The following is a 24,809-nucleotide window of genomic DNA, read 5'->3' as shown; positions in this document are numbered from 1 at the left end:
CTAGTGGTATTTTCTTTGATTTTTACTTCCCGAAAGGTTGTCCGGCTTTGTATTCATCGGAATCAAGAACTAAAATTCCTTTTTCGGCAGGTGCATTCGGCATGTCCAATTCTTTGGCGGAACAGATCATTCCGGAGGAGGCAACACCACGCAATTCTGCATCCTTGATAATCAGGCCACTTGGCATAACCGCCCCGACCTTTGCTACCACGACATGCTGTCCCTTGTCTACGTTAGGTGCGCCACAAACGATCTGCAGCACTTCAGTGCCAACGTCCACTTTGCATACACTCAGCTTGTCTGCGTTTGGATGCTTTTCCTTTCCCACCACATGACCAACGACGAACTTAGGGCTCAGATCAGGAGAAAAGCTTTCCTGCACTCCGTTTTCTTTAAAAGCTTCATTGATTTTATCGACCAATTCTTCTGTAAGTTCCACTTGGCCATTAAACTGCTCCACATCGACATACTTGGAAGCTTCAAAAAGATTGTAGCCGGCCACTTCCTGCGTTTCGCTGTCCAGGATGGTTGCTACGTCTCCGTTTTTTTCAAAGGTCCTATTTTTCAGGTCCATATCTTTTATGTAGATAAGAAGCGTATCGCCAATACCTTCTTTATTATAGAATACATTCATGTGTAAACCCCTTCTCTCCTACTTTGTATCCTTATTATTTTTCCCTAGAATGAAAATCGGTTCCAGCTTCCCTTCTTCATATAGGAAAGAAAGAGCTGTTATCGGGATTTTGCCATTCACAAAAAAGCTCATGGTCAATTCAGCAAGTACATCATACCCTACCTCATTTTGAATGTCAGCAACTATCAGTACATCCTGATGGGGTACAGCCACCGTCATGGTTCCTGTAATCTTCTTTTTAAAGGAATCAAGGAAGCTTTCATTCAGTATTCTGCTCGCATCGTATCCGTCATTGGAGCGGACGAAATAAAAAGTGTTGCCCGCTACAACATCCTCTTTCATGTTCGTTGGCAGGGAGCGAACATTGAACATTGCCATCTCTTTGATCGTTTTCTTTTCCAGATTCTCTTTCTGAAGCAGCTTCTCATCTATCAGTTTATAGGATTTCCCAAGATCCACCGCATAATAGATGCGCGTTTCAGCCGTATGTTCATCATATACAAGTGGGATTTCATTGCTAGAAGTCGGGAAGGAAGTGGACCTTATAACTGGATAGATGTGGCGTTCCGCTCCATTCAACTGAATTGGCACTCTCATGCTCGTTAGTGCTTCCTTAACATAATATACGTACTCTTCGATGGCTTTTTGGTCATCATTCTGTTCGTATTTTGCAAGAACACCTTGAAGGGCAACATTGATGCCTTTTTTGGTTTCTTTATCCTCTACTCGAAGTGACTCTTGTTCTCTATCATATGTAAAAGTCCAATTGGGATTGGATAGTTTGTCTTCCAACATCCGCCTGATTTTTTGGACGGTCATTTTCTCCATGAGGAACATTCCCTTCTCTCATTTAGGTCAACCTTTATTGTACAACAAAAATAGACAGCATGTAACGGGTAAGCCCCTTTTCCCCTTTTTTCTCTGGAGAATTGAATTTTTCCATTTCTACCTTTTCCGTCAGCTAGGAAAATAATACCCTTTCATCTGAAAACTAGTAGTAAAGCCGCTTTCATTTCTTCCTTTCCCTAGTTCCTTCCACTTATAGGATGTTGCTTTATTCTTGTAAGAATACTTGCATTAGTAATAATAGCTCGATTTTATTTCAATTCTTTCAATTTTTGTAACCATAGTGATTAGTACCTATCACTTCTACTACCTAAGTAGTATGGGAAATATCCTATTAAATCTGAGTGCAATAGAATATTTTTACATTATTTCTTCGTTTTGGTTATCTGTGCACCCAAATACTATTTTACCATCCAAATTAATCCAACTATATCAAAAGAATCATTTTTGGAATATTCTGATTTCTTTCCTCTTATTTCGACATTCTTCTTCTACATTCTTCTTTACTCTTAAATTGTCAACTTAGAAAAACCTACATATACCGGCTTTTTTTAATGCGGCCGGATTCTACCATTCTCGCAAATTAAATGGTAGAAGGATTTTGTCAAAGAAAGGGGGATGCATGCTGTACGGTTATTCAAAACCAATTTGAGGGGGATGTTGAATGAGAAGGAAACGTAATATTGCTAGAGTGTTCAGTATCATTATGTGTTTACTTTTGATCGTCCCAAGTTTCACGCTTAACAAAGCGGCTGCACAAGGAAAAGGTGCCACTGTCTCCTTATCGGGAGAGTCGAATGAAGTAGCGGCCAGCAAAATTCCTGATCGCCTGTCGACACAGTTCTCCAAGGACGGTGAAAAAGTCACTTTCCTTATCAAGTTCAAGGAGCAGGTTGACACAATTGCGGTAGCAAACAAAGCAGCTCAATCAGCAAAAGCAAAGGCTGCCACTGCAAACCAGGAAAAGCTGATGAAAAGAAATGCGGTTGTTTCTGAGCTGAGATCAACTGCAATCGAAACTCAAGTGAATGTAAAAGAATTTCTTGAAAAAGAAGTGGAAGCAGGAAATGCCAAGGACATCCAATCTTTCTACGTGGTGAACGGAATGGCTGTCACTGCTACAAAAGAAGTAATGGAAATGCTTGCTCAGTTTCCAGAGGTGGATAAACTTCTTCCTAACGAAACAAGGCAGCTTGATCCACAAATTGAAGCCCAAAAATCAAATAGTGTCGGCCTGGCGGTAGAAAACCAAAAGCCGGCTGCAGGTTTGGAGAATATCGAGTGGGGCGTGGCTCAAATTGGAGCTCCACAGGCTTGGGAAATGGGAGTGGATGGAACCGGAACTGTTGTCGCAAGTATCGACACTGGTGTCCAGTGGAATCACCCAGCGTTGGTAGAGAAATATCGTGGATATGATGCCAACAACCCAACCAGCCCTAGTCATGAGTATAACTGGTTTGATGCAACTCCTGCCAACCAATCAACTCCTTATGATGATGACGGGCATGGAACGCATGTTACCGGTACGATGACTGGTTCTGAGCCGAACGGTTCCAACCAGATCGGTGTGGCACCTGGAGCAAAATGGATTGCAGTTAAAGCGTTCACTCCTTCAGGCGGAACCGATGTTGCCTTACTTTCTGCAGGGGAATGGATCCTGGCACCAAAGGATGCAAATGGTGTTCCAAATCCTGCAATGGCTCCTGATGTTGTCAACAACTCTTGGGGTGGCGGAGCAGGTCTGGACGAATGGTACCGACCTATGGTTCAGGCATGGACAGCTGCTGAAATCTTCCCGGCTTTTGCTGCAGGGAACACTCGTGCAGGAAATCCTGGAGGACCGGGCTCTGTTTCCAATCCTGGTAACTACCCTGAGTCCTTTGCAACTGGAGCAACAGATGTAAATATGAATCTGGCAAGCTTCTCCCTGCAAGGTCCATCTCCTTATGGAGAAATTAAACCGGAAGTTTCTGCGCCAGGGGTTGGCGTTCGATCTTCCTTCCCGGGCAATCAATATGGTGCTGCCAGTGGAACATCCATGGCAAGTCCGCATGTTGCCGGTGTGGTAGCCTTGCTTAAACAAGTCAATTCCTCCTTGACTATCAGTGACATTGAGGAAATTTTAATGACCACAGCGACACCTAGAACCGACTCCGCATTCCCTGAAACTCCTAACAATGGATATGGGCATGGAATTGTGAATGCATTCGATGCAGTATCCTCCATCATCTCTGGCTTAGGGAAAATCAAAGGGCAGGTTGCAAAAGATGGAGAAGACGATGAAGCTCCTACTTTTGAACATACAGCCCCGGCAGAAACATATGCTGGAATGAATTTACCGCTAAGCATCGACGTCCAGGATAATGTCAGTATTTCTTCTGTTACACTTCAACATCTGTCTCAGGATGGCAGTTGGGTGAATATCGATGCTGAACGTGCATCCGGCACCTATAATGATGCCGTCTACACTGCTTCCATTCTAGGAGAAGCAATCGCAGAACCATCTGTATCCTACAAATGGATGATTGTCGATTTCGGAGGAAATGAAGTTAGTTCCGATACGTATGAAGTCAGTGTTCAACCAGGTATTTCACTTGGATATTCCGAGGACTTTGAATCAGATCCGATTGGCTGGTATTCCTTCGGAGCGGTAAATTCTTGGCAATGGGGTGCCCCAACGAGCGGACCTGGTGCTGCCAACTCCGGAGAAAAAGTCTATGCTACTAATCTTGAAGGAAATTACGGGAACAGTGCCAACATGACACTTGTGATGCCTCCTGTGGACCTGCCGGCAGACAGTGCAGCCTATCTGCAGTTCATGAACTGGCATAACCTTGAAACACGTTATGATTTTGCCCATGTGTTTGTTTCCACTGATCAGGAAAACTGGACACAGCTTCTCCGTTTTGACGGTGTGACTACGGAGTGGCAGGCACGGGAAGTCGACCTGTCCGCATATGCAGGACAACGCATCTATATCGGATTTAACGTTACAACCGATGGAAGCGTGGTACGAGCTGGCTGGTATATTGATGATGTAGCACTTTCAGCTGAATCAAATGCCGCTGAAGCTGCAAACAAATCTCAGCTTGGCTTACAAAAAGAAAGTTCAGTAGAACTGAAGGAAGAGCAAGTGAACCCGGATAAGATCCATCCTGCAGCAACGCCTGTTGAAACGGATGAATCAAAAGAAGAATTCAACCCTGCAGCACTTCCTTTAAATGCACAGGTAACGGTTGTCGAGACCGACAGAACGGTAAATACGAACCCTGCAAATGGCCAATATGAATTGCTGCATGCAGCAGGAAGCTATACCGTTAAGGCAGAAAGCTACGGATATTACCCTGCTGAGCAAACAGTGGATATCCCGGCAGATGGGGAAGCAGTCGCAAACTTTATCCTAGAGGAAATCCCTCAAGGTACACTTACAGGTACTGTTACAAACAGTGCTACAGGTGAGCTGATTGCAAATGCTACATTAATGCTTGTAGAGGATGCAGCTATTGCACCTGTTACAACAGATGAGAACGGAAACTACTCTATCACTGCTTACGAGGGAGATTACACATTACGTGTCATGGCTCCTTCCTTCTACAGTGAAAATATCCCAGTCAGCGTAGAGCCGAACGGCGAAACAACACTTGACGTGGAGCTTCGTCCATTCATCGGCTACCCTGGTGAAATCGGCTATGATGATGGCACTGCAGAAAATGCACGTGCATTCTACGATGCCGGAAACGGTTGGGCAGTAAAGATGTCTCTTCCTGAAGGACAAAACAGTGCCCTTGTAACTGGCGGTTTGTTCCGCTTCTGGGATACGGAATGGCCGGTTCCTGGTGGTACTGCATTCCAAGTCGAAGTATATGATGCATCAGGTGCAGATGGAGCGCCAGGTCAGAAGCTGGCTGGTCCATTCGATGCTACAGCACTTCGAAATGGAGAATGGACAGATGTTGATCTATCTGAACACGGTATCATTGTAGAGCAGGACTTCTACATGGTATACATCCAGTCCCATCCGAATCCGAATACTCCTGGTCTAGCTACTGATGAAGATGGCGAGAATGCTGCTCGCAGCTGGCAATTCGTTGGAGGTGCATGGTCCCCAGCACCTGAAGAGGAAGGTAACTACATGATCCGTGCAAGAGTGAACTTTGAAGTGACGGCACCTAGCATCACTTCCCCTGCAGACGGATCCTATACAAATGAAGAGACTGTTACGGTAGAAGGAAATGCAGCTCCTACCACAACAGTACATGTTTTGAATAATGGCGAAGAAGTGGCCACCACTACAGCTACAGATGAAGGAACCTTCGCTGTCGATATCAGCCTGAATGATGGAGAGAATGTTTTAACAGCGAAAGCTTCCACTGACAATGGAACGACAGATCCGTCAGAGCCTGTAACAGTAGTGCTCGACCAGGCAGCACCTGAGCTTGCAATCACGGGGCCTGAAAATGGGTCCAAAACAAACCGAGAAACAACGACAGTCACAGGAACGGTTGCAGATGAAAATCTCGACTTTGTAAAAGTGAATGGAGCGGAGGTTGCGGTGACAGACGGGGCGTTCTCCCACCGAATTCTACTTGAAAGCGGCGAGAATAACATCCAGGTCATCGCACAGGATCTTGCAGGAAACAATACTACACAAGACGTCACGGTCTTTGCTGATTATGATGCTCCTGTGATCGAGAACTTACAGCCTACAGAAGATAAGCACTTGAAATCTGGAGAATCTGTGAAGATTGAATTCAACAGTGAACCTGGTTTACGTGCAACCTTCTCGATCCGTATGCCATTGACCAATGCTTCGGCCATGCTGCAGAACAATGAACCAAGCAACGCAGTTGAGCTGCCAATGATGGAACAATCTCCTGGGTACTATGTTGGTTATTGGACAGCAACTTCCAGCGTGGTTGCCAGCGGGGCCGAAATTGAGGTGAAAGCTACTGATGAATATAATAATGTGACTCGTGCGCTAGCAGAAGGTAAATTGTATATCAATGAAGCTGGCGAAGACGATGGAAAGCCTGGAAAGCCAGGAAAACCTGGTAAAGGAAAAGGGAAAAAGAACTAAAATGAATGAAAAAAGGATGCGGGAGAAAGTTCCCGCATCCTTTTTACTTATAATGAAGTTATAAATTGTTCAATCTCTTCCTGAGTTTTTCGATCCTTGCTGACAAAGCGCCCCGCTTCCTGGCCATTTTTGAAAGCGACAAAGCTTGGAATTCCAAAAACACTCAATTCGGCACATAAATCGATGTACTCATCGCGGTCCACATAGATGAATGTATACTCATTAAACTTCTCCATAATCTCAGGCAATACCGGTTCGATTACTCTGCAGTCCGGACACCAGTCTGCGGAAAACATGAAAACCACATTTCGGCTTTCCTTTAATTCATTAAATTGCTCCAACGATTGTAATTTCTCCATTTTCATTACCCTCCAATGTTAATTTTCATATCGCCGTCTTTAATATAGGATTTTTTTCTCATCCATTCCGATATTGCTAAACTTACCACAGCCGGGCCAATAATGTGAAGCAGCAAGACTTGGAGGAGGACGGAAACCGAGAAGCCCATGGAAGCAAATGTCATAATCTGCCCGACAAATCCACTCGTGCCCATACCTGCCCCCTCTTTCACGTTCGTCATGTTAAAGATCGTTGTTCCGATCGGCGCGAAAACAACCCCGGCGATGGTCGGAGGAATGATAATCCAGGGATTTCTGATAATATTCGGGACCTGGAGCATGGAGGTTCCTATCCCAATCGCCAAAAGCCCTGAAACTTTATTTTCCCTGTAACTGCTGACTGCAAATCCGACCATTTGGGCTGCACATCCAATGGTAGCGGCACCCGCTGCGATTCCTTCAAGTCCAAGCATGAATGCAATTGCCGCACTGGAAATGGGAGCCGTTAAAGCCCATCCCATCAATACAGCTACCAGTACACCCATGATAATCGGCTGTTGTTCTGTTGCCCACATGATGACAGATCCAAGGCTGGTCATTCCATAATTGATTGGCGGCCCTATAAAGGTTGCAACGAAAAATCCTACAAGAATTGTAACAAACGGGGTGACCAGAATGTCCACCTTTGTTTCCTTTGAAACCACTTTCCCTATTTCCGTTGCAAAAAGGGCTGCAATAAAACTTCCTGCCGGCCCCCCAAGCTGTGCTCCAGCAGCACCGGCAATAACGGTTGCAAATAATACTAATGGTGGCGCCTTCAATCCATAGGCAACTGCCGCTCCTATGGCTGGACCCATCAGCCCCATCGCGAGGACACCCATTTCCGTAAACCAAGTCCACCCTAGCTGGTCCCCCACCGTTTTGATAATAAGTCCGATAATCAAAGATGAAAATAATCCCAGGGCCATATAGCTCAACCCATCAATCAAATATACCCTTGGTGACAATGTCACACCCTTCTTATGTAAAAAGGACTTCATTCAACCGCCTCTTTCCTACTAAATATTCATACCTTCAAACTAATCATAGCCAAATTTAGTTTCAGCGCAATAGAAAATTCTATTCTTATTTTCATAATCTTTCAAAACCTTATTGTGAATTTTGTTGAATTATGTCTATAATTATTTTAAAATATCTGATTTTTATTAAAACATATAAAATTCGAAAAGATATAAGGATTTAGGGGGGTACCATGAAAACAATCAGAGGAAGAGTCAGATTTATTTTACTAACAGCGATTTTGGGACTTATTGTAGTTTTACTTTTCAACTTCTTATTCTACTTCACTCAGTCTAATGCCAAGGAACAAGAAACAGCACTTTTTGAAGCGGTGAACGGAAGTAAGGACATCAAATATTCATTTGCCGATACACGCAAAAATGAGCAGGAATTCCTGCGCGCACCAAGTACGGAAACTGCGGAGAAGATAAAAGAGAATCTCGCTGGAATTTCAGCTGAATCCGAAAAGCTGCAAAAACAGTTTGCCGAATATGATGATCTTGTAGCATTGTTTTCGCAAATCCAGGCTTCGTCCACAAACTATTTAAATGAATTCCAGCCGTTGGAAGAAGCTTACACTGAAATCGGATTTACAGAATCAACAGGACTTCAGGGACAGATGGGGAACATGGTCCGAAACCTGACCATCAATATCCAGGGAGCAAACCAGGTGGAGCTTGAAGAGGTTCTGCTTGATTTACGTCTCTATGAACAGCAATACCTGGCGTCCAAACAGGAGATTCGCTACCGGGATTTCAAAGAAACAGCAGAAACCTTCCGTACAACCCTGGAAGGAACAGATCTTACCGATTCTCAAAAGGCCGATATTATCAACCTATTCAATCCATATACGGAAACAATGAATACCCTATATGAAAACTATACCATGTCCGTTACGTATATTCGGAACTTTGAAGAGATCAGCAATGAGGTGGAGTCAAGTGTCAATGAGGTGGAGTCCAATGTATCCTCTCTACAAACAGAGCTCCAAAAGGAATTAAACTCCAACCTTCAAACAATCATGCTTTTATCACTCATTATCAGTGTTCTACTGCTTCTATTCCTGAGTACCACCGGTTATTTCCTGAACCGAAAAATAGCTGGTTCGATCCGTTCCCTAAAGGACGGGGCATCGAAGATCGGGGAAGGGAATTTTGCCTATCGTGTTCCCATCACTACCAAAGATGAGATGGCCGACCTTGCTCAGACATTCAATGCCATGGCTGAGAGAATGCAAGTTTCCTTGTTAAAAGTAATGGAAGCAACGGATAAGCTACATTCCTCTTCTCAAAACCTGGCAGCTATTTCAGAGGAAACGACCGCACAATCAACAGAAGTGAACGAAGCAATCAAACAGGTCGCAATGGGATCGAGCGAGCAAGCAAGGCATTTGGATGAAAGTACAGAAATCTTGCATCATGTCAAAGAAGCAGTTGGGAAAACTGACCGCTTCAGCAATGAGATCAAACTGCAGGCTGACAGTGCCAAGGTAGTTGGGGAAGAAGGACTGACAGTCGTCAAAGACCTTCACCAGTCATCAGAGCAATTCCTATCCCTTGCCAATCATCTGACAGAGCGTGTGCAGCAGGCGACCAAACAATCACAGCAGATTCATACTATCGTAGCAACCATTCAGGAAATTGCAGAGAACACCGACCTTCTTGCTCTTAATGCAGCCATTGAATCTGCAAGAGCCGGTGAAGCCGGAAGAGGCTTTGCAGTAGTTGCCCAGGAAGTCCGTAAGCTTGCAGAACGATCCAAGCATGAAGCACTATCCATCAAAAAGCTGGTAGCGGAAATGGGCAGCCAGATGAGCAAATTATCCAATGATGCCCTTCAATTCAATGAATACAGGGAGCTCCAGCAGCAATCCGTTACTCAGACAAAGTCATCATTCGAAAAAATTGCGCATAATATCCTGGAAATTAACCATAAAGTGAATGATGTTCAACAAGCTATCGCACAGGTTACCCACTCGAACGTGATGCTTGAGGAAAAATTATCAGAAGTGCATTATATTTCAGAGGAAGCGGCAGCGGCCTCCGAGCAAGTAAGTGCATCAAGTGAACATCAGATCCTTGCAATCGAGCAGGTGAATGAGGCGGCACTTTCCCTATCTGATATAGCTACGGAGCTACAAGAAGAAGTGAGTCAGTTTGTTGTGGTGGATGAAGTAGGTGAAGACGAAGCTGCACAATCTCCATACTTGGATTCTGTTGAAGACTATGAAGACGAAAATCTGGAATCGGAGCAGTTCGAAGGGTTAAATGAAGAACAAAAAGCGTATAATGAGGCAGCAATTGGTCTCGAAGAAGAAGAACACCATTCCAAGAAGTGATATATTTATAAAGCAGCTGTCCTTGGGGCAGCTGCTTTACTTATTTGCCCAATGAATTTCCCCATAAAAAAAGCCAACCATCGAATGGTTAGCTGTCATATATAATAATTAGCTCTCTTCCCCCTGCACTTCCACAGATGATACAATCTCCATCATCGTATCCGCACTCTTTTCCATATTATCAGGGTCGGTCACAGTCGTCATTTTGACTCCGCCTACTCCAACCGTTATCTCATAGAACTCTTCCTTTTCATCGTCCAATCTATCAATAATCACATATCCAAATTCTCCATTTTCGGTGAATGTCTCTTCCACTTCAGGGCTATCATAGCCTTCAAGTGTAGATTCATATATAACCTTAGAATCATCCGGTTCAAAAGGATTGATGAAAAGTATATAGGTCTGTTCTTTATGTGTCAGGACTATATTGTTGGTTGCAGCACTATCCACTTCATACCCAGGAGGCAGATAATAGTTGAATTGATCGCTGGTCTCGTTTGTTTCTTTCTTCTCTTCGCCCAAAGATTCTTCAATCGCTTTCAACGTATCATTCGAAGCATCCTCGAAGGATAAGGAACATCCGCTTAATAATAGAATCGAAAAAATAAAAATAGAAATAAATGCTCTTCCCAAATACAACTCTTCCACTCCTTTAGTACATTTAGACTAGAAAATACCACTTCATCTATCATACCTATAATAGTTTTGTGTTGACAAGGATATTTTCGAATTATCACTTTATTCCTCCATTTATGATAGACTAAAAAGCAGGATAACTACAAGAGGTACTATTTGGAGGGATAAGGATGAAACTGACAGTTTATCTTGCAGGAGAAATTCACACACCTTGGCGCGAGGAGATTATGGAAAAGGTCCGTGCACTGGACCTTCCCATCGATTTTGTCGGCCCAATGACAGACCATGAAAAGTCGGATAATATCGGTGAAATCGTTCTTGGAGCTCAAGTGAATGCAATAGCTAAAGATGAAGCTGCATCCCAGATCAACAACCTGAGAACACAGCTCCTCATGAAAAAGTCTGATATGGTGATCGCTTTATTCGGTGAAAAGTATAAGCAGTGGAATACGGCGATGGATGCAAGCGCAGCGATTTCCCTGCAAAAGCCATTAATACTTATCAGACCGGAAGCCTTGCATCACCCATTAAAAGAGCTATCCAATAAAGCGAATGTGACAGTTGAGACAGTGAATCAGGCATTAAAGGTATTATCTTATATTTATGAATAGAAAAATTTTCATAAGAGAGCATACTCTATAATGGGAGTACGCTCTCTTAATCTTGTGAATCCCTATTATTGTACTGCCATTGACCAATCAAAATTAGACTTACAAGCTTGAACATTTCCACCCTTGAGACCGCTCCATTAGTAAATATGCCCAGTGCCCCTTCATGCTTCCGAATTCCCTCTCTGTTGCAATACTGTTCCATTAGATCTCCAAGCTCCACACCCTGTTCTATGGGACCCCTAAAATAATCGGGAAGCGGAATTCTTGCCCCACCGGCAATAAACTCTCTTCCGGCACTATCAACCAATGCCCCCCAGTTGCAGACCATCACATTGGAGCCTTCATCCAATACAACTCCCCCTTCAAGTCCAATGGCAATGTCCGCTCCACTTTCTTTCAGTGTACTCCTGGCGCGCTGGATGGCCCCCCTCACCGTTTCCTCATCCGATATAGGCTGTGCACGTACGCCGGAATCCACCTCATGGCTGCTCCAGGTGCATGTTATATCAAGTTGATCGAAAGCCTCGAGGACTGCTTTATATTTCGCAGGATTTTTGGATCCAATTGCAACTTTTATCATATTAGTCCCTTCCTTTATGTTTTTTTCCATAATAAAACGGTGGAGTCTCCCCACCGTTTATTGTGATTATCTATTTCGGATGGCATCGACTGTTACTTGATCCGTTGATTTTACCAGCTTCACAATCAATTCACGAGCTGCTGCATAGTCATCGACATGTACAATGGATGCATGTGTGTGAATGTAGCGTGAGCAGATTCCCACAACTGCAGATGGTACACCTTCATTGGAAGTATGAACTCTTCCCGCATCGGTGCCGCCCTGTGAAATGAAGTATTGATATGGAATGTCGTTGCTTTCTGCCGTGTCAAGGACAAAGTCCCTCATTCCTGTGTGCGTGATCATGGAGCGGTCATAGATACGCAATAATGCCCCTTTACCAAGATGGCCAAATTCTTTTTTATCACCTGTCATATCGTTTGCCGGGGACGCATCCAAGGCAAAGAAAATATCCGGCTTGATCATATTGGCAGCCGTCTGGGCACCGCGCAGGCCGACTTCCTCTTGAACAGTTGCACCTGAATATAGGATATTTGGAAGTGTTTCTCCCTGGAGATCTTTTAGAAGCTCGATGGAAAGACCGCATCCATAACGGTTGTCCCAAGATTTCGCCAGGATTTTCTTTTCATTTGCCATTGGTGTAAATGGGCAGATCGGGACAATTTGCTGACCAGGCTTGATACCGATCTTCAAAGCATCCTCCTTGTCATCAGCACCGATATCAATCAGCATGTTCTTTATTTCCATCGGCTTGCTGCGTTTTGCTTCATCCAGCAAATGCGGAGGAATGGAACCAACCACTCCAACAACCGGTCCATTATCTGTCATTACCTGAACTCTTTGAGCCAATAATACCTGGCTCCACCAGCCACCAAGCGTCTGGAAGCGAAGCATTCCATTTTCTGTGATGCTTGTAACCATAAATCCTACTTCATCCATATGTCCTGCCACCATGACAGTCGGACCCGTTTCATCCCCACGTTTAACCCCGAAGATTCCACCTAGGCGGTCTTGTACCACTTCATCCGAATATTTCTCTAGTTCGCTACGCATAAAGCGTCTTACATCATGCTCAAATCCTGGTGCCCCTTGCAATTCCGTCAATGTTTTAAAAAGCGATAAAGTTTCTTGGTTCACAGTTTTCATCTCCCAAAATTATTAGTTGACCTGCTTATGTAAAATACTTAGTCTATTTCGTTTAGATTATCGAAATATTTTTATTATTATTGTATCGAACTTTCTGGAGACTTTCCACCTTTAGCATGACATTTATTTGAATATCGAGTTATACTATAACTAATGGCAGTCAGTGACAAAAATCCAATGTACTTACCTACAATTGAAAAGGCTTACCTTTTATAGCCGTTTGAGAAGAGAGAGGATGGGACGTCAATGAAATGGAAAACGTTATTACTTGGTGCAGGCATAGGAATCGCCGCTGCATACTTCTTTACGGAAGCCTCCAAGCAACAGGCGATCAAACCAGAGAAAGCATTAAAAATTGCAAAAGATGCATTCAAGAAAAAAGGCCCTGTTGACGGTTCATGGATACAGATGGTTCCTGAAACCGTAATGAAACATGATATTGCCTATAGCGTATACCGCGGTGGAATCTCAAGAAGAATCGACAAAGTTCTGGAGCAATATGAATTTATTGTGGATAAGAGCACAGGAGTATTGCTGGATGTTAATCAAATAAAATGATCTTTATACAGGTGCCTGTATCGGGAAAACTCCCGCCAGGCACCTTTCTTGTTATCTCTCTCTTTCCACCTTGTCCACAACTGCAAAATTATTATCCCACTTAATTGCCCGGTAGATTGCATCATGATAGAAAGTGAACCATGCATTACGGGCAATCCCTTCTTTGATCCACTTTTCCTTTGCATAGATCGAAGTCATCGGATAGTCATCGTAGGCAAGTACCCAAAGGGATGGTGAATGGGCATGTGTTGGCATTAGATCGGCCATATGAAGCAGAATCTCATCCCCTTGAACCAATTCGATGATGCTATGCCCATCACTATGTCCGCCTGTATGTATCATTTTTATGCCTTGTTCCAGTGTTACTTCCTTTTCGAAAGGACGGATCTGTCCCTCGATCCCTTTCCAATTCATTTCCCAATACGTATTCCTTGAACGTATATTAGGATTCTTCATTTCCTCCCACTCTATGCTTGATACGTGAATGCTTGCATTCGGAAACATGGACACATATTTTTCTTTCTCTGCATCCCATCTATTCAAACCGCAAACATGATCGAAATGAAGATGCGTCATGAGAACCATATTGATATCTTCAGGTGTCAGGCCGAGAGTTTTAAGATCCTTTTCAATGGATGACTCCTCGAGAACCCCAAAATTCCTCTTCTGCTTATCAGAAAGCTTGCCATTCCCGATTCCAGCATCAATAAGAATGTTTTTGTCACCAGTCTGCAATAGTATCGGGTCAGTCCTAAGTTCTATCTGATTCTGTTCATTAACAGGGTACTTCCTTGACCAAAGCGCTTTTGGTACCACTCCGAACATCGCCCCTCCATCCAGATGTGTGACTCCCCCATTAAGCCAGGTCAGCTTCCATTGTCCAAAAGATAATGTTTCCATTTTTTACTCTCCCCTCGATGTACTTGCCCTTATTTTAACAAAAGAATGGCGAAAGCGCCTTCATTATGACGCGCCACATAGAAATTACGGTTTTCTCCCTTCATACAGCGTTCAATTTTCTTTTGAAATTTCAGATATCAACGAAAATTTACATATATCAATGAATCTGATCAAGATATCAATGAAAAATTTCATATATCAACGAGTTTTTTATTTTATCAATGAAAACAGTGGAGATATCGATAAACCGCACGTTTCGACAAATTCCAAGCGCCACTGCAAGGTGATTTATTTCTTAAATAAAAAATGGCCGCTCTCTCGGTATACACCAAAATGAGCGGCCACTGAATCAATCCATATACTTCACTTCACAACGATAAATAGGTTGGCCTAAGCTCGAGAACTTCTCTTCATATTCCGTCATGATATTCCCCTCGAAGTCACTGTTATGCAAGTCCAGGCTCACATATTTCAGAAGCAGTCCATAGGAAGAGAAACTCATGAGTGAGTACTCGAACAATCCTCTATTATCCGTTTTAAAATGAATTTCACCTTGCTCGATCAATACTGTTTTATATAAATCCAAAAAGTCCTTATAGGTCAATCTTCTCTTTTCGTGACGACCTTTAGGCCATGGATCGGAAAAGTTGAGGTAAACCTGGTTCACTTCCCCTTTTTCGAAAATCTCGGTCAGTTTCTTTGCATCCACATTCAAAAGCTTCACATTCGGAATGTCAGCCTCAACCGCACGTTCCAATGCTTTCACAATGACACTTTCAAATAGTTCAATGCCTATATAATTGATTTCGGGATTGGCTTTGGCCATTTCCGTAATAAACGTACCTTTTCCTGTTCCAACTTCAATATGGATCGGATTGGAGTTGCCAAACAGCACTGCCCATTTCCCTTTATGCTCTTCAGGATTTGGAATACAGTAATATGCATTTTCTGCAATATAATCTTTTGCCCATGGTTTATTTCTGAATCTCATTGTATGTCACCTCATATGCTGGATAGATTTTCTAATTCGTCCCTATTCACAGAAAAAAACCGATCCGGAGACCGATTCTTTTTTTGAGTATAAGAATGATTTTATGACGAAAGCTAAACTTATCATTTATTTTTCAAAAGGAGTGCATGTTATGCCGTTAAATTATCATGATCAAATACACTTGTTAAAGGATATTTTGGCGGATCATCAGATTGATTGCTGCGGTTCTGTGGCTGAATATGAACAGCTCGAACGCGTAATCAAATCGTTAATGGTCAATTCCGAGATTGATCAAAATGTGAAAAGTGTTCTTCAGGATATTTATACCTATAGCCAGGCTGGAATCAATTCAAGCAATGTCAACGAGCACGTACAGTCCCATCAAGGGCAGTTCACCAACTGGATCGACAGCATCGACCAATACTCATAGTTCAACAGGCAATAATCGCTCCAGATAGTTCAACCAGTTCATTTTTTCTTTTTCGATGTTTTTCTTATGGTACCATTGAACAGAAAGAATAGTCTGGGCGATCACATACCAATGCATGCGATGACGCAGATCGTCTGTAAGCTCAATTCCATAGGTGGACAGCCAATCCTGCCAATCCTGTTCAGGGATGTACCAGTATAGCAGCATGCAAAGATCGATGGCGGGGTCCGCTATGACTGCACCGTCCCAATCAATGAGGAAGAGTTCATTGCTATGCGACAAAAGCCAGTTGTTGTGGTTCAAGTCACAATGACAAACCACTTTGTCTTTATATTGTACATTAGGCATCTCTATCAGCAAGAAGTCCAATGATTTTTGAATCACTTCCAATGACAATAGATCCAACGCCATACCATTTTTAATATCGTCCAAAATGGTACTTGGCTCTACCGGTTCTTTTCCCAGTCGAGTGAGCATATCAAGGAGTTCTTTAGAGTGGTGTATTTTGTGAAGAAGTTGTGCCACTGTTTCTTTGTTCATATCACTCGGCTTCAATTCTCTTGCGCTGATCCAATGCTGGGCCGTAATGACATCCCCGTTTTCCAGCCGCTTTGTCCAAACTAATTTAGGAACAATTCCCTCTGCAGAAAGAACAGCCAAGAATGGCGATGAATTCCTTTTCAAGAAGAGTTTCTTCTCATCATTTTGAGCAAAATATGCATCTCCGGTTAAACCGCCGGCAGGACTGATTTTCCACTCATCACCTAATAAATGTTCCAACCATTTCACCTTCAATTTCAACACAACTTTTCATCAAAAATTAGACAGCGGAGCACCTATGCCCTGAGCTGATCATTCTTATTTCATGTAAACTTCTATCATTATTTTTATCGGACTGGAGCCGTATTTGTTGATATATAATAAAAAGCAAAAAACAGCTATTGGATAATTCACAATAGCTATCTAATAAATTTTATCGTTATTTCCCAATTAAATCAAGTACTTCTGGAACAATTAATATTGTGCCAAAACAATTGTACTGATGGGATCCACCATTATTTCCTTTTGGACAAAGGGTGGTGAATCAAGGTTCACCTGCAGGTCCTTGACAAGAACCTCCCAACCGGAATCATCCGGCAGCTCTATTTTTTCCTGCTGCATTGCGTTATGGAATACGACAAGCAGTTTATTCCATTTACCATATACTTTCACGTCCTCTAGCATATACATCAGCAAATGCCCATTATCTTGTGGAAATGTCAGATGCTTGTGTATTTCTGTGCTGGAGGAGAAGCGGAAAGCTCCATGATTTTTCCTTAGCTCAATGAGGCCTTGTACGTATGTCACCTCTTTGGAGAATTGATGCTTTCTCTCCCAATCTATCCAGTTTACAGTATCCGCAGATTTATAGCTGTTTTCCTCTCCATGCTTCGTACGAAAGAATTCCTGGCCTGCATGCAGGAAAGGGATGCCTTGCGAGAGCAGGATAATGGACGTTGCGAGCATCTGTCTCCGCTTTCGAAGCTCTTCACTTTCATGACTATTGCAAATTGCCATCTTATCCCACATGGTGTGATTATCATGTGATTCGACATAATTGACTGACTGGGTGGGTTCGAAGAATAATCCTCTAAAATGGGGATCCAATCCCACACTCCCAGAAAGCGTTTGCTTGAGGCTTTGAATTTTATGGGTATTCCCCAGTGAAAAGCCCCTATCGAACAAATTAAAGGTACTGCCTTTGATGGAGTCTCTGACCATATCATTAAAAAACGCCACACCAGGCATTTTTTTCGCATTCATAATCATTGCCTTCTGTTCAGCTGGTAAAGGGGTGTTGAGCTCCCAGCCTTCACCAAGGAGGATGCTACCTGGTTTATGTGTATCAATCAGCTCTTTAATGGCGTTCATCGTGGCAATATCCAAGATTCCCATCAGATCAAACCTGAATCCGTCCACATCATACTCCGTGAGCCAATATCGGATGGAATCCAAAATGAATTTCTGTACCATTCTGCGTTCCGATGCAATATCATTCCCTACCCCGGTTCCATTGGAAGGCATGCCATGATTATCGTGACGGAAATAATAGCCCGGCACAATCTTCTCAAATGAGGATTCCTCGCGTACATAAACGTGATTGTATACAACGTCAATGATGACCCTTAAATCTTCTTTGTGCAGCTTCCCGATAAGGTTCTTCAGTTCCAGGATCCTGGAATAAGGATCTTCGGGCTCTAATGCATAGCTCCCCTCAGGTACATTGAAAAACAATGGGTTATACCCCCAGTTGTAATCCTTTTCAGGCTCTTCCTCATCTACACCGCCGAAGTCATTTACGGGAAGTAGTTCCACATGTGTTACTCCCAGCTGCTTTATATAAGGAACACCTGTAACCCCTACATCTTCAACGAGAGGTTCCTCCATAAAAGCTGCGTATTTACCTTTTTGACGCATCCCGCTTTTCGGGTGAGAGGAAAAATCCCTTACATGCAATTCATAGATGATGGCATCCGTTGCTTTTAGAAATGGGGGCAGAGCTGTCTTTGGCACATTTACCTTTTCCGGATTGATAATGACTCCCGCTCCACTATTTATTGTGGTGGCAATTGCATACGGATCCACCGCTTCCCTCCATATAAGATTCACACACACAAGATAGGTGTATTGGAAGCCCTCCAGATCACCTTGGACTGTGATGCGCCATATTCCTTTATCCTCGGGAACGAGTGAATAATGGATCGGTTCCTCGCTGTTTGGAGCAAGCAACTTAATTTTTACCGAAGTAGCGGTCGGTGCCCAAACAGTGAAGTTAGTTTCACCAAGGTGATAGGTTGCACCAAGATCATTTTCTCCGTAATAGTAGAGTTCATCAAACGCAGCGGTTCTGATCACCGCACCGATCTGCAAATCTGTTTTTCTGCCATGCTCATCTTTTACCTTATATTTAGCTCCTATTGAAATAGGGGCATCTGCTTTGCATCTATATTTCACTGAATGCCCAAGATTCACTTTTTCTATGATGTGTAACGGGTGCTGCTTCTCTTGCAATAGGAGGGTAAAGAGACTTGATTCTCCATGATGGCGCTCTGTCGGCAGTAAAATGGTAATACAATCTATCTCATCTAAATAGGCTTCAAATTCTCTTTTAATGAATATCACACCATATTCCTCCCTTCGAAACAGCCTTATCTAAAACTTTCTCCCCTTCACTTCCATTCAGGACGATCCACATAAGTAGATTGGCAATGGGAAAGCAGGACCCCTGCCGCCTTTAACTGGTTATGTTTAAGAGGGAGTTTATTTGCTCTCATCTTCTCAAACCAAGGCTCATAGCTTCTTTTATCAATGACATGTATGTCAGATGGTCCGTCTGTAATATCAATATAACCGTTCTGATGCAAAAGCACCTTTGTAATCGGAAAATCGACTTCATGATACGCCAGAATATTCTTTATTATAGACGCCATTCGATTCAAGCTAATCGTTGGATTGACAATTTTTCTTTCTTTTTCCTTATCCCTTATTGCCCAGAAACGTTCATTATTTCCAAGCACCACACTGTTATTCTCCTCTTCCAAATACGTAATGGCAAATATTTCGGTGGGAGTAACAAGGATAATTTCCAATTCAACAGGTGCCTGCTTTACCAGGAAAATAGGTCGATACATGACCAGATGCGTATCCGGGAAACGCTGCAGGAAATATAGAAGCGTCGACTCCCGCTTATAGTTTTTTTGCAGATAGGACATCTCCCGTATTGTGGAACTTGCCCATTTAAGTTGCAAGGGGAGAATTGCATTCAAGAATAGCTGCTTTTTCTCCTCGGGCGTCTTGGCCCCAACAAGCTTCGGCAGTTCCCACTCATCAAGCTCTTCCTCAGACTTTACCACCTTGCCGACATGAAGCTCCTCTTCGATTTCGGGCTTCTTTTTCAATGATTGGAAAAAAACGGCAAGCTTATTGTGCTTTAACGGCTCCTCCTCTTGAAGAGAGGACAGCTCCGTATCTGCCTGTGAATCTGACTCCTGCTGCAGGAAGGTATTCCACTGCTGTTTTTTTAATCGCATAAATTGGCTTGGATAGCGATAAACATCCACTTCATAACGAGATATATAATCTTGCAGTTTTATTAGCTGAGCCACATGGGTTCACTCTTTTCTATTTCTATAGTAAATACTCTACGGCGACAGGTAACGCGAATGCATAGACAATCGCTGATAGAGTCATGCTAATCGAGCTGAAAGCAGCCTCTTCTTTTCCATACTCCATCGCTTTTGCCGTCCCAATTCCATGAGCGGCATTCCCATACCCTACTCCTATTCCTAAAAAATGCTCGATATGAAATATCTTTAGTAAGTAAGGACCAAAAATGGCCCCCATCATCCCGCTTAATACAACAAGTGCTGCAGCAAGACTTGGAATCCCTCCTGTCATTGAAGCGATATCCATCGCAATAGGGGATGTAACCGACTTCGGGAGAAATGTCGCCGCATACGCACGGTCCAAACCTGCCATTTTCACAAAGGCAAAACCTGAAATAAAACCAGCTGCAATTCCGGAAGCGACACCAGCGAATAATGGAAGCTTGAATTGGTAGATCTTTCCGCGGTTCCGGTACAAGGGATACGCCAAGGCTACCACTGCCGGACTGAGTAGCTCATTGATCAAGGTGCCGCCAACCATATAGGTTTCATAGCGGATGTTGGAGGTTAAGAGAAACGCGATAAGGAGAACCGTGGTCGTTGCTACGGGTACCAGGAGTGGCCAACCAAATCGTTCGTATATGACTTTCATTCCGATATAGATGAGAACCGTAAGTATCACAAATGCGATTCCAATAATATAGGTCACCTTATACCCCTCTCTTTTTCCTTTTATCGACCAACTCAACCGTTTTTTGACCAACCAACCCTGAAATGATCATGATTAGAAAGGTACTTAATAATAATGCCACCAATAGCATTGACCCTTTTCCCGCAAAAACGTCAAAGTAGCGGATGACCCCAACCGTTGCAGGAACAAAGAACAAAGGCATGTATCTCAGCAGCAGATCAGCCCCTTCGTCCAACAGCCTCTCTTTCACTATCCCGCTTAAAAGCAGGATAAATAAAAGAAGCATCCCGATAATACTTCCTGGCACCGGTATATCAAATGCTCGCTGAATCTCTGCCCCTATCCAATACAAGGCATAGAGGCCAGCTATTTGCAGTACAATTCTAATTCCCTTCATTTGATTCTCCTACTCCTGTTTTAAAGGAAAAATTCCTATTTTTTCATATTTCGGAAGCATATGTAGATGCGATTGATATAAAACAATTTCTTTCACTTTAAAAGTGTCCGTTCTTGCCAGGTCGCTCAGGCTTGACTCATGTTGGAAAGCCGGCCCCTGCCACTTTCTTGCTACGGTAATATGCGGATGAAAGGACCGTCGATCCAATTCAAAGCCCATCTTTTCGCACACCTCATACACTCGATCCCTCAAAGCGTTCAGTTCGGCAGATTCCTCAACCCCGTGCCAGAAAATTCTTGGTGACTGCGGGTTTCCAAAGGTCCCTAAGCGATCCAATGTTAAAGAAAAGTCTTTCGTTTCCTGCGCGATAACCTTCATGGAATCCTTTATGGCAGCTATGTTCTCTTCACTAACCGGTCCTAGAAAAGCCAAGGTAATATGTAAATCTTCTGGATGAACCCATCGTGTAAAAGCAAATTCATCTTTAAGCTCTTTTAAGTAAACAGACATTTGATTTTTCCATTCATCAGGCAGTGGGACTGCTATAAAAAAATGATTTTGTAATGTCATTATTCTCACCTTTCCTATTTTATCAAAAAGTTTGAAGTCTGCGGTGATTAGCCGGGGTGTTTAAAGCAAATCATAATAAAATGTAAAGTAATCCCGTCCTTATCCATCAATTTAATCAGCTTTTTTATGATACAATACGAAGTAGTAGGGTCTTTTCGCAAAGTCTGTTGCATATGTCCGAAAAAAATCGGCTTTTGGATTTTTTTCAGCATTTCTCACCTTAAAATTAAATTAGGAAATTAATCTATTACACGGGAAAAGAGCACGAATGCAAGTAATATTACGTGTTTAAATTAGATACGTCAAAAGCAACAATGCATGCGAAAACAACAAAGTAGTAAAATGGATGAGACAGAGAAAGGTTGTGTTCTTACAATGAAAGTTGTTTCCAACATGGCAGATTTGATTGGTTCCACCCCATTGGTAAAACTGAACCGTATCGTTCCAAAAGGGGCAGCTACGGTCTATCTGAAATTGGAATTCTTTAATCCAAGCGGCAGCGTAAAAGACAGAGCCGCTTTCAATATGATCATACAGGCTGAAAAGGATGGATTAATCAAGCCAGGCGCTACCATCATCGAGCCGACAAGCGGCAATACAGGAATCGGCTTGGCTATGAATGCAGCAGCGCGCGGTTATAAAGCTATTCTTATTATGCCAGATACCATGTCAAAAGAAAGAATTAATCTACTTAAAGCATATGGAGCTGAGGTGGTTTTAACTCCCGGCGATGAAAAAATGCCTGGAGCCATCAATAAAGCGAAGGAGCTTGTAAAAGAGATTCCCAACAGCTTCATGCCGATGCAGTTTGAAAACCATGCCAATTCAGATGCCCACCGCAAATCGACGGCACTCGAAATCATAGATGGCATGAACCAGATCGGCAAGTCGCTATCCGCTTTCGTTGCAACTGCCGGAACTGGCGGAACGATTACAGGGACAGGGGAAGAACTGAAAAAGCATTATAAGGATCTAACTGTCCATGTCGTGGAGCCTGCAGGATCACCGGTTCTGAGCGGCGGAAAGCCAGGGAAACATAAACTCGTCGGCACCAGCCCAGGATTCATTCCCGACATATTAAACCAGGAAGTCTATGATGAGATATTTAAGATAGAAGATGACGACGCGTATGAAATTACCCGTCAGCTTGCTGCATTGGAAGGTATCCTCGTTGGTCCTTCATCGGGGGCAGCGTGCTATTCTGCCATCCAGGTGGCAAAAAGGCTTACCGAGGACGATGTAGTGGTGTGCATTGCATGTGATACCGGGGAAAGATACTTATCGACGGATTTGTTTGATTTTGAATGAATCGATAGCTTAGGTAAAATTAATGGATGAAGGACTTTTCGCGATATTAGAAAAGTCCTTTTTTAGTTTGTGATGGACTTTTCGCACCAGCATCACCATGAAAAAGTCCTTCATACCCTTTATGATGGACCTTTCGCACCGGCATCCTCGTGAAAAGGTCCTTCATCTCCCTTATGATGGACTTTTCTCACCACCTTCACCTTGAAAACGTCCTTCATACCCTTTATGATGGACTTCCCCCGCCTCCTTCCCCGCAAAAAGTCCTGCATTCAAAAAAAAGACAAAGAAAAAGCTGCCCGAAAAATTACGGACAGCACACATTCAAATCCATTTAAGCCTCCGCCAACGCCCGCTGATCAGCCTGTCTGATATAAAGAATCAACCCAAGCCCTCCGAAGGTAAGAATTCCGAAAAATAGATAAACATAGGCTACGGAGAAGTATTCTGCAATGTATCCGCCTAGGAATGTACAGAACCAGCTGCCAAGGCCGTTACCTACAGCTGTATATAGGCTGACAGCTGTTGCCCGGACGTTGACCGGTGCTATGTCGCGTACATATTGCATCGCAGCAGGGATAAAGAGTCCTACTGAAAAACCTTGTGCAATGGTGGTGGCATAGACAATGTATAAAGGCGGTTCAAAAAAATAGAAAACCCAGCGAAGCGCAGATACCAATGCGGCACTGATCATGATGGAATGCAAGCCGAATTTGGATATCCATTTACCTGCAAACCTCATGAAAGGCGCCTCACTCCCTGCAGCCAACAGGAAGGCAATTCCTACTCCTGTCACCGTGCCGCCTATATCTGTGATAAACAACCCGAAATAGAAGTTATTCGCAAAGACCGGACCGAATATCAGGAATGTGGTGACAAGGAAGAGGACAAATTTTGGCATTTTCATCAAAGTACCGATTCCGTCCCTGATATTCACGTTCATCGACTGGCTTTCTTTCGGCAGAAAGAAAACCACGACCATGGCAATTAACAGGCCTATTGCAAATACATAGAAAATGACTATAAGTGAAAAGTACTCCGAAAGTTTACCAGAGACAAGGACCGCTATTGCGAAACCGACCGCTCCCCATAACCGGATGGAGCCATAGTTCCCTTTTGTTTTTTGTACATAATTCAAGGTAATGCTATCTGAAATCGGTACAAGGGCACTCTGAGAAAATGCCAATAAAAATGCGATGACAAGCAGTCCAGCATAGCCTCCCACAAAGGAAAAGGCGAAACCAGCCAATGCGGTAAAAAACAATGTAGCAATCAAGATTTGTCTTGGATTTTGCGTATAGTCGCTGAACACACCCCACATCGGCTGTATAAGGATCATCACGACAGGACTGATGGACATGATCATCCCAATCTGTGAGCCTGAGAGCCCAACATCATCCTTTAAATAGACCGTTAACAACGGAAAAAGAGCACCAAAGCTAAAGAATACAAGAAAATAAAAGCTGTAAAAATACCGGTTCGTAGACATCGTCTTCATAGACCTTCTTTCTCGCATAAAAATAAAATGAAAAGGCTACCCACTTTATCGGCAGGTAA

22 protein-coding genes and 1 pseudogene are annotated in these 24,809 nt (G+C 43.2%); 7 read left to right on the top strand and 16 right to left on the bottom strand.

All coding sequences use genetic code 11. The features are described from left to right. Nucleotides 1–22 precede the first annotated feature (22 nt). Nucleotides 23–634 (bottom strand): YtpR family tRNA-binding protein, encoded by a 612-nt coding sequence (ytpR, locus tag ABN702_RS02695; RefSeq protein ID WP_417899291.1) that lies wholly within the window; start codon nucleotides 632–634, stop codon nucleotides 23–25. An 18-nt stretch (nucleotides 635–652) separates the two neighbouring features. Next, nucleotides 653–1,462, bottom strand: coding sequence for a DUF1444 domain-containing protein (locus tag ABN702_RS02690; RefSeq protein WP_417899290.1), 810 nt, complete (start codon nucleotides 1,460–1,462; stop codon nucleotides 653–655). Nucleotides 1,463–2,144: 682 nt separating this feature from the next. Between ABN702_RS02690 and ABN702_RS02685 the strand changes: the two genes are divergently transcribed. Further along, nucleotides 2,145–6,557, top strand: a complete 4,413-nt coding sequence (locus ABN702_RS02685; protein WP_417899289.1) for a S8 family serine peptidase — start codon at nucleotides 2,145–2,147, stop codon at nucleotides 6,555–6,557. 47 nt (nucleotides 6,558–6,604) lie between these two features. Here ABN702_RS02685 and ABN702_RS02680 read toward each other — a convergent pair whose 3' ends face one another. After that, nucleotides 6,605–6,916: a thioredoxin family protein gene (locus ABN702_RS02680; RefSeq protein ID WP_386643010.1), complete on the bottom strand. Its 312-nt coding sequence runs from the start codon at nucleotides 6,914–6,916 to the stop codon at nucleotides 6,605–6,607. A gap of 5 nt (nucleotides 6,917–6,921) precedes the next feature. Next, nucleotides 6,922–7,935 carry a PTS transporter subunit IIC gene (locus tag ABN702_RS02675; protein ID WP_417899288.1) on the bottom strand — a complete coding sequence of 338 codons (1,014 nt, stop codon included), beginning with the start codon at nucleotides 7,933–7,935 and terminating at the stop codon, nucleotides 6,922–6,924. Nucleotides 7,936–8,147: 212 nt separating this feature from the next. On the opposite strand from ABN702_RS02675, the pseudogene ABN702_RS02670 reads away from it, so the two are divergent. Continuing rightward, nucleotides 8,148–9,179 (top strand): annotated as a pseudogene (locus ABN702_RS02670) (HAMP domain-containing protein); the annotation flags it as partial. Beyond that, nucleotides 9,174–10,292, top strand: coding sequence for a methyl-accepting chemotaxis protein (locus tag ABN702_RS02665; RefSeq protein ID WP_417900798.1), 1,119 nt, complete (start codon nucleotides 9,174–9,176; stop codon nucleotides 10,290–10,292). The pseudogene ABN702_RS02670 and the gene ABN702_RS02665, both read left to right, overlap by 6 nt. A 108-nt stretch (nucleotides 10,293–10,400) precedes the next feature. Here the strand turns inward: ABN702_RS02665 and ABN702_RS02660 are convergent, their stop codons facing one another. After that, nucleotides 10,401–10,931, bottom strand: coding sequence for a hypothetical protein (locus ABN702_RS02660; protein ID WP_417899287.1), 531 nt, complete (start codon nucleotides 10,929–10,931; stop codon nucleotides 10,401–10,403). 167 nt (nucleotides 10,932–11,098) lie between these two features. On the opposite strand from ABN702_RS02660, the gene ABN702_RS02655 reads away from it, so the two are divergent. Beyond that, entirely contained in the window at nucleotides 11,099–11,539 is a 441-nt protein-coding gene (locus ABN702_RS02655) for a YtoQ family protein (RefSeq protein ID WP_417899286.1), read from the top strand. A gap of 46 nt (nucleotides 11,540–11,585) precedes the next feature. Here the strand turns inward: ABN702_RS02655 and ABN702_RS02650 are convergent, their stop codons facing one another. After that, a complete protein-coding gene (locus ABN702_RS02650) occupies nucleotides 11,586–12,116 on the bottom strand; it encodes a DUF84 family protein (RefSeq protein WP_417900797.1) in 531 nt (176 codons plus the stop codon). 69 nt (nucleotides 12,117–12,185) lie between these two features. Next, a complete protein-coding gene (locus ABN702_RS02645; RefSeq protein WP_417899285.1) occupies nucleotides 12,186–13,256 on the bottom strand; it encodes a M42 family metallopeptidase in 1,071 nt (356 codons plus the stop codon). Between the two features lie 255 nt (nucleotides 13,257–13,511). Here ABN702_RS02645 and ABN702_RS02640 point away from each other — a divergent pair, with 255 nt between their 5' ends. Beyond that, entirely contained in the window at nucleotides 13,512–13,823 is a 312-nt protein-coding gene (locus ABN702_RS02640) for a PepSY domain-containing protein (protein WP_417899284.1), read from the top strand. A 51-nt stretch (nucleotides 13,824–13,874) separates the two neighbouring features. On the opposite strand, the gene ABN702_RS02635 is transcribed toward ABN702_RS02640, so the two are convergent. Continuing rightward, nucleotides 13,875–14,723 carry a YtnP family quorum-quenching lactonase gene (locus tag ABN702_RS02635; protein ID WP_417899283.1) on the bottom strand — a complete coding sequence of 283 codons (849 nt, stop codon included), beginning with the start codon at nucleotides 14,721–14,723 and terminating at the stop codon, nucleotides 13,875–13,877. A gap of 349 nt (nucleotides 14,724–15,072) precedes the next feature. Continuing rightward, a complete protein-coding gene (gene trmB, locus ABN702_RS02630; protein WP_417899282.1) occupies nucleotides 15,073–15,714 on the bottom strand; it encodes a tRNA (guanosine(46)-N7)-methyltransferase TrmB in 642 nt (213 codons plus the stop codon). Between the two features lie 151 nt (nucleotides 15,715–15,865). Here trmB and ABN702_RS02625 point away from each other — a divergent pair, with 151 nt between their 5' ends. Next, nucleotides 15,866–16,144 (top strand): YtzH-like family protein, encoded by a 279-nt coding sequence (locus ABN702_RS02625; protein WP_417899281.1) that lies wholly within the window; start codon nucleotides 15,866–15,868, stop codon nucleotides 16,142–16,144. Here ABN702_RS02625 and ABN702_RS02620 read toward each other — a convergent pair. The 6 genes from ABN702_RS02620 to thpR form a co-directional block, all read right to left on the bottom strand. Continuing rightward, the gene (locus tag ABN702_RS02620) at nucleotides 16,139–16,924 is read right to left on the bottom strand and encodes a phosphotransferase (RefSeq protein ID WP_417899280.1); all 786 of its coding nucleotides are present in this window, start codon (nucleotides 16,922–16,924) and stop codon (nucleotides 16,139–16,141) included. The genes ABN702_RS02625 and ABN702_RS02620 overlap by 6 nt on opposite strands. 234 nt (nucleotides 16,925–17,158) lie before the next feature. Continuing rightward, complete coding sequence (pulA, locus tag ABN702_RS02615; protein ID WP_417899279.1) at nucleotides 17,159–19,306, bottom strand: type I pullulanase; 2,148 nt, start codon at nucleotides 19,304–19,306, stop codon at nucleotides 17,159–17,161. A gap of 47 nt (nucleotides 19,307–19,353) precedes the next feature. Continuing rightward, on the bottom strand, nucleotides 19,354–20,289 hold the full coding sequence (locus ABN702_RS02610) for an NERD domain-containing protein (RefSeq protein ID WP_417899278.1): 936 nt from the start codon (nucleotides 20,287–20,289) through the stop codon (nucleotides 19,354–19,356). 22 nt (nucleotides 20,290–20,311) lie between these two features. After that, on the bottom strand, nucleotides 20,312–20,998 hold the full coding sequence (locus ABN702_RS02605) for an LrgB family protein (protein ID WP_417899277.1): 687 nt from the start codon (nucleotides 20,996–20,998) through the stop codon (nucleotides 20,312–20,314). 1 nt (nucleotide 20,999) lies between these two features. Continuing rightward, nucleotides 21,000–21,377: a CidA/LrgA family protein gene (locus ABN702_RS02600; RefSeq protein WP_417899276.1), complete on the bottom strand. Its 378-nt coding sequence runs from the start codon at nucleotides 21,375–21,377 to the stop codon at nucleotides 21,000–21,002. A 9-nt stretch (nucleotides 21,378–21,386) separates the two neighbouring features. Next, nucleotides 21,387–21,947 carry an RNA 2',3'-cyclic phosphodiesterase gene (gene thpR, locus ABN702_RS02595; protein ID WP_417899275.1) on the bottom strand — a complete coding sequence of 187 codons (561 nt, stop codon included), beginning with the start codon at nucleotides 21,945–21,947 and terminating at the stop codon, nucleotides 21,387–21,389. A gap of 375 nt (nucleotides 21,948–22,322) precedes the next feature. Between thpR and cysK the strand changes: the two genes are divergently transcribed. Further along, the gene (cysK, locus tag ABN702_RS02590) at nucleotides 22,323–23,255 is read left to right on the top strand and encodes a cysteine synthase A (RefSeq protein ID WP_417899274.1); all 933 of its coding nucleotides are present in this window, start codon (nucleotides 22,323–22,325) and stop codon (nucleotides 23,253–23,255) included. A gap of 331 nt (nucleotides 23,256–23,586) precedes the next feature. On the opposite strand, the gene ABN702_RS02585 is transcribed toward cysK, so the two are convergent. Then, nucleotides 23,587–24,750 (bottom strand): MFS transporter, encoded by a 1,164-nt coding sequence (locus tag ABN702_RS02585; RefSeq protein WP_417899273.1) that lies wholly within the window; start codon nucleotides 24,748–24,750, stop codon nucleotides 23,587–23,589. Nucleotides 24,751–24,809: the final 59 nt, after the last annotated feature.

Source organism: Bacillus haimaensis, from assembly GCF_048270625.1.
Lineage (GTDB): Bacteria > Bacillota > Bacilli > Bacillales > Bacillaceae_I > Sutcliffiella_A > Sutcliffiella_A haimaensis.
Note: the sequence above shows the minus strand (reverse complement) of the source record. Positions and strands in the feature narration are given on the sequence as shown.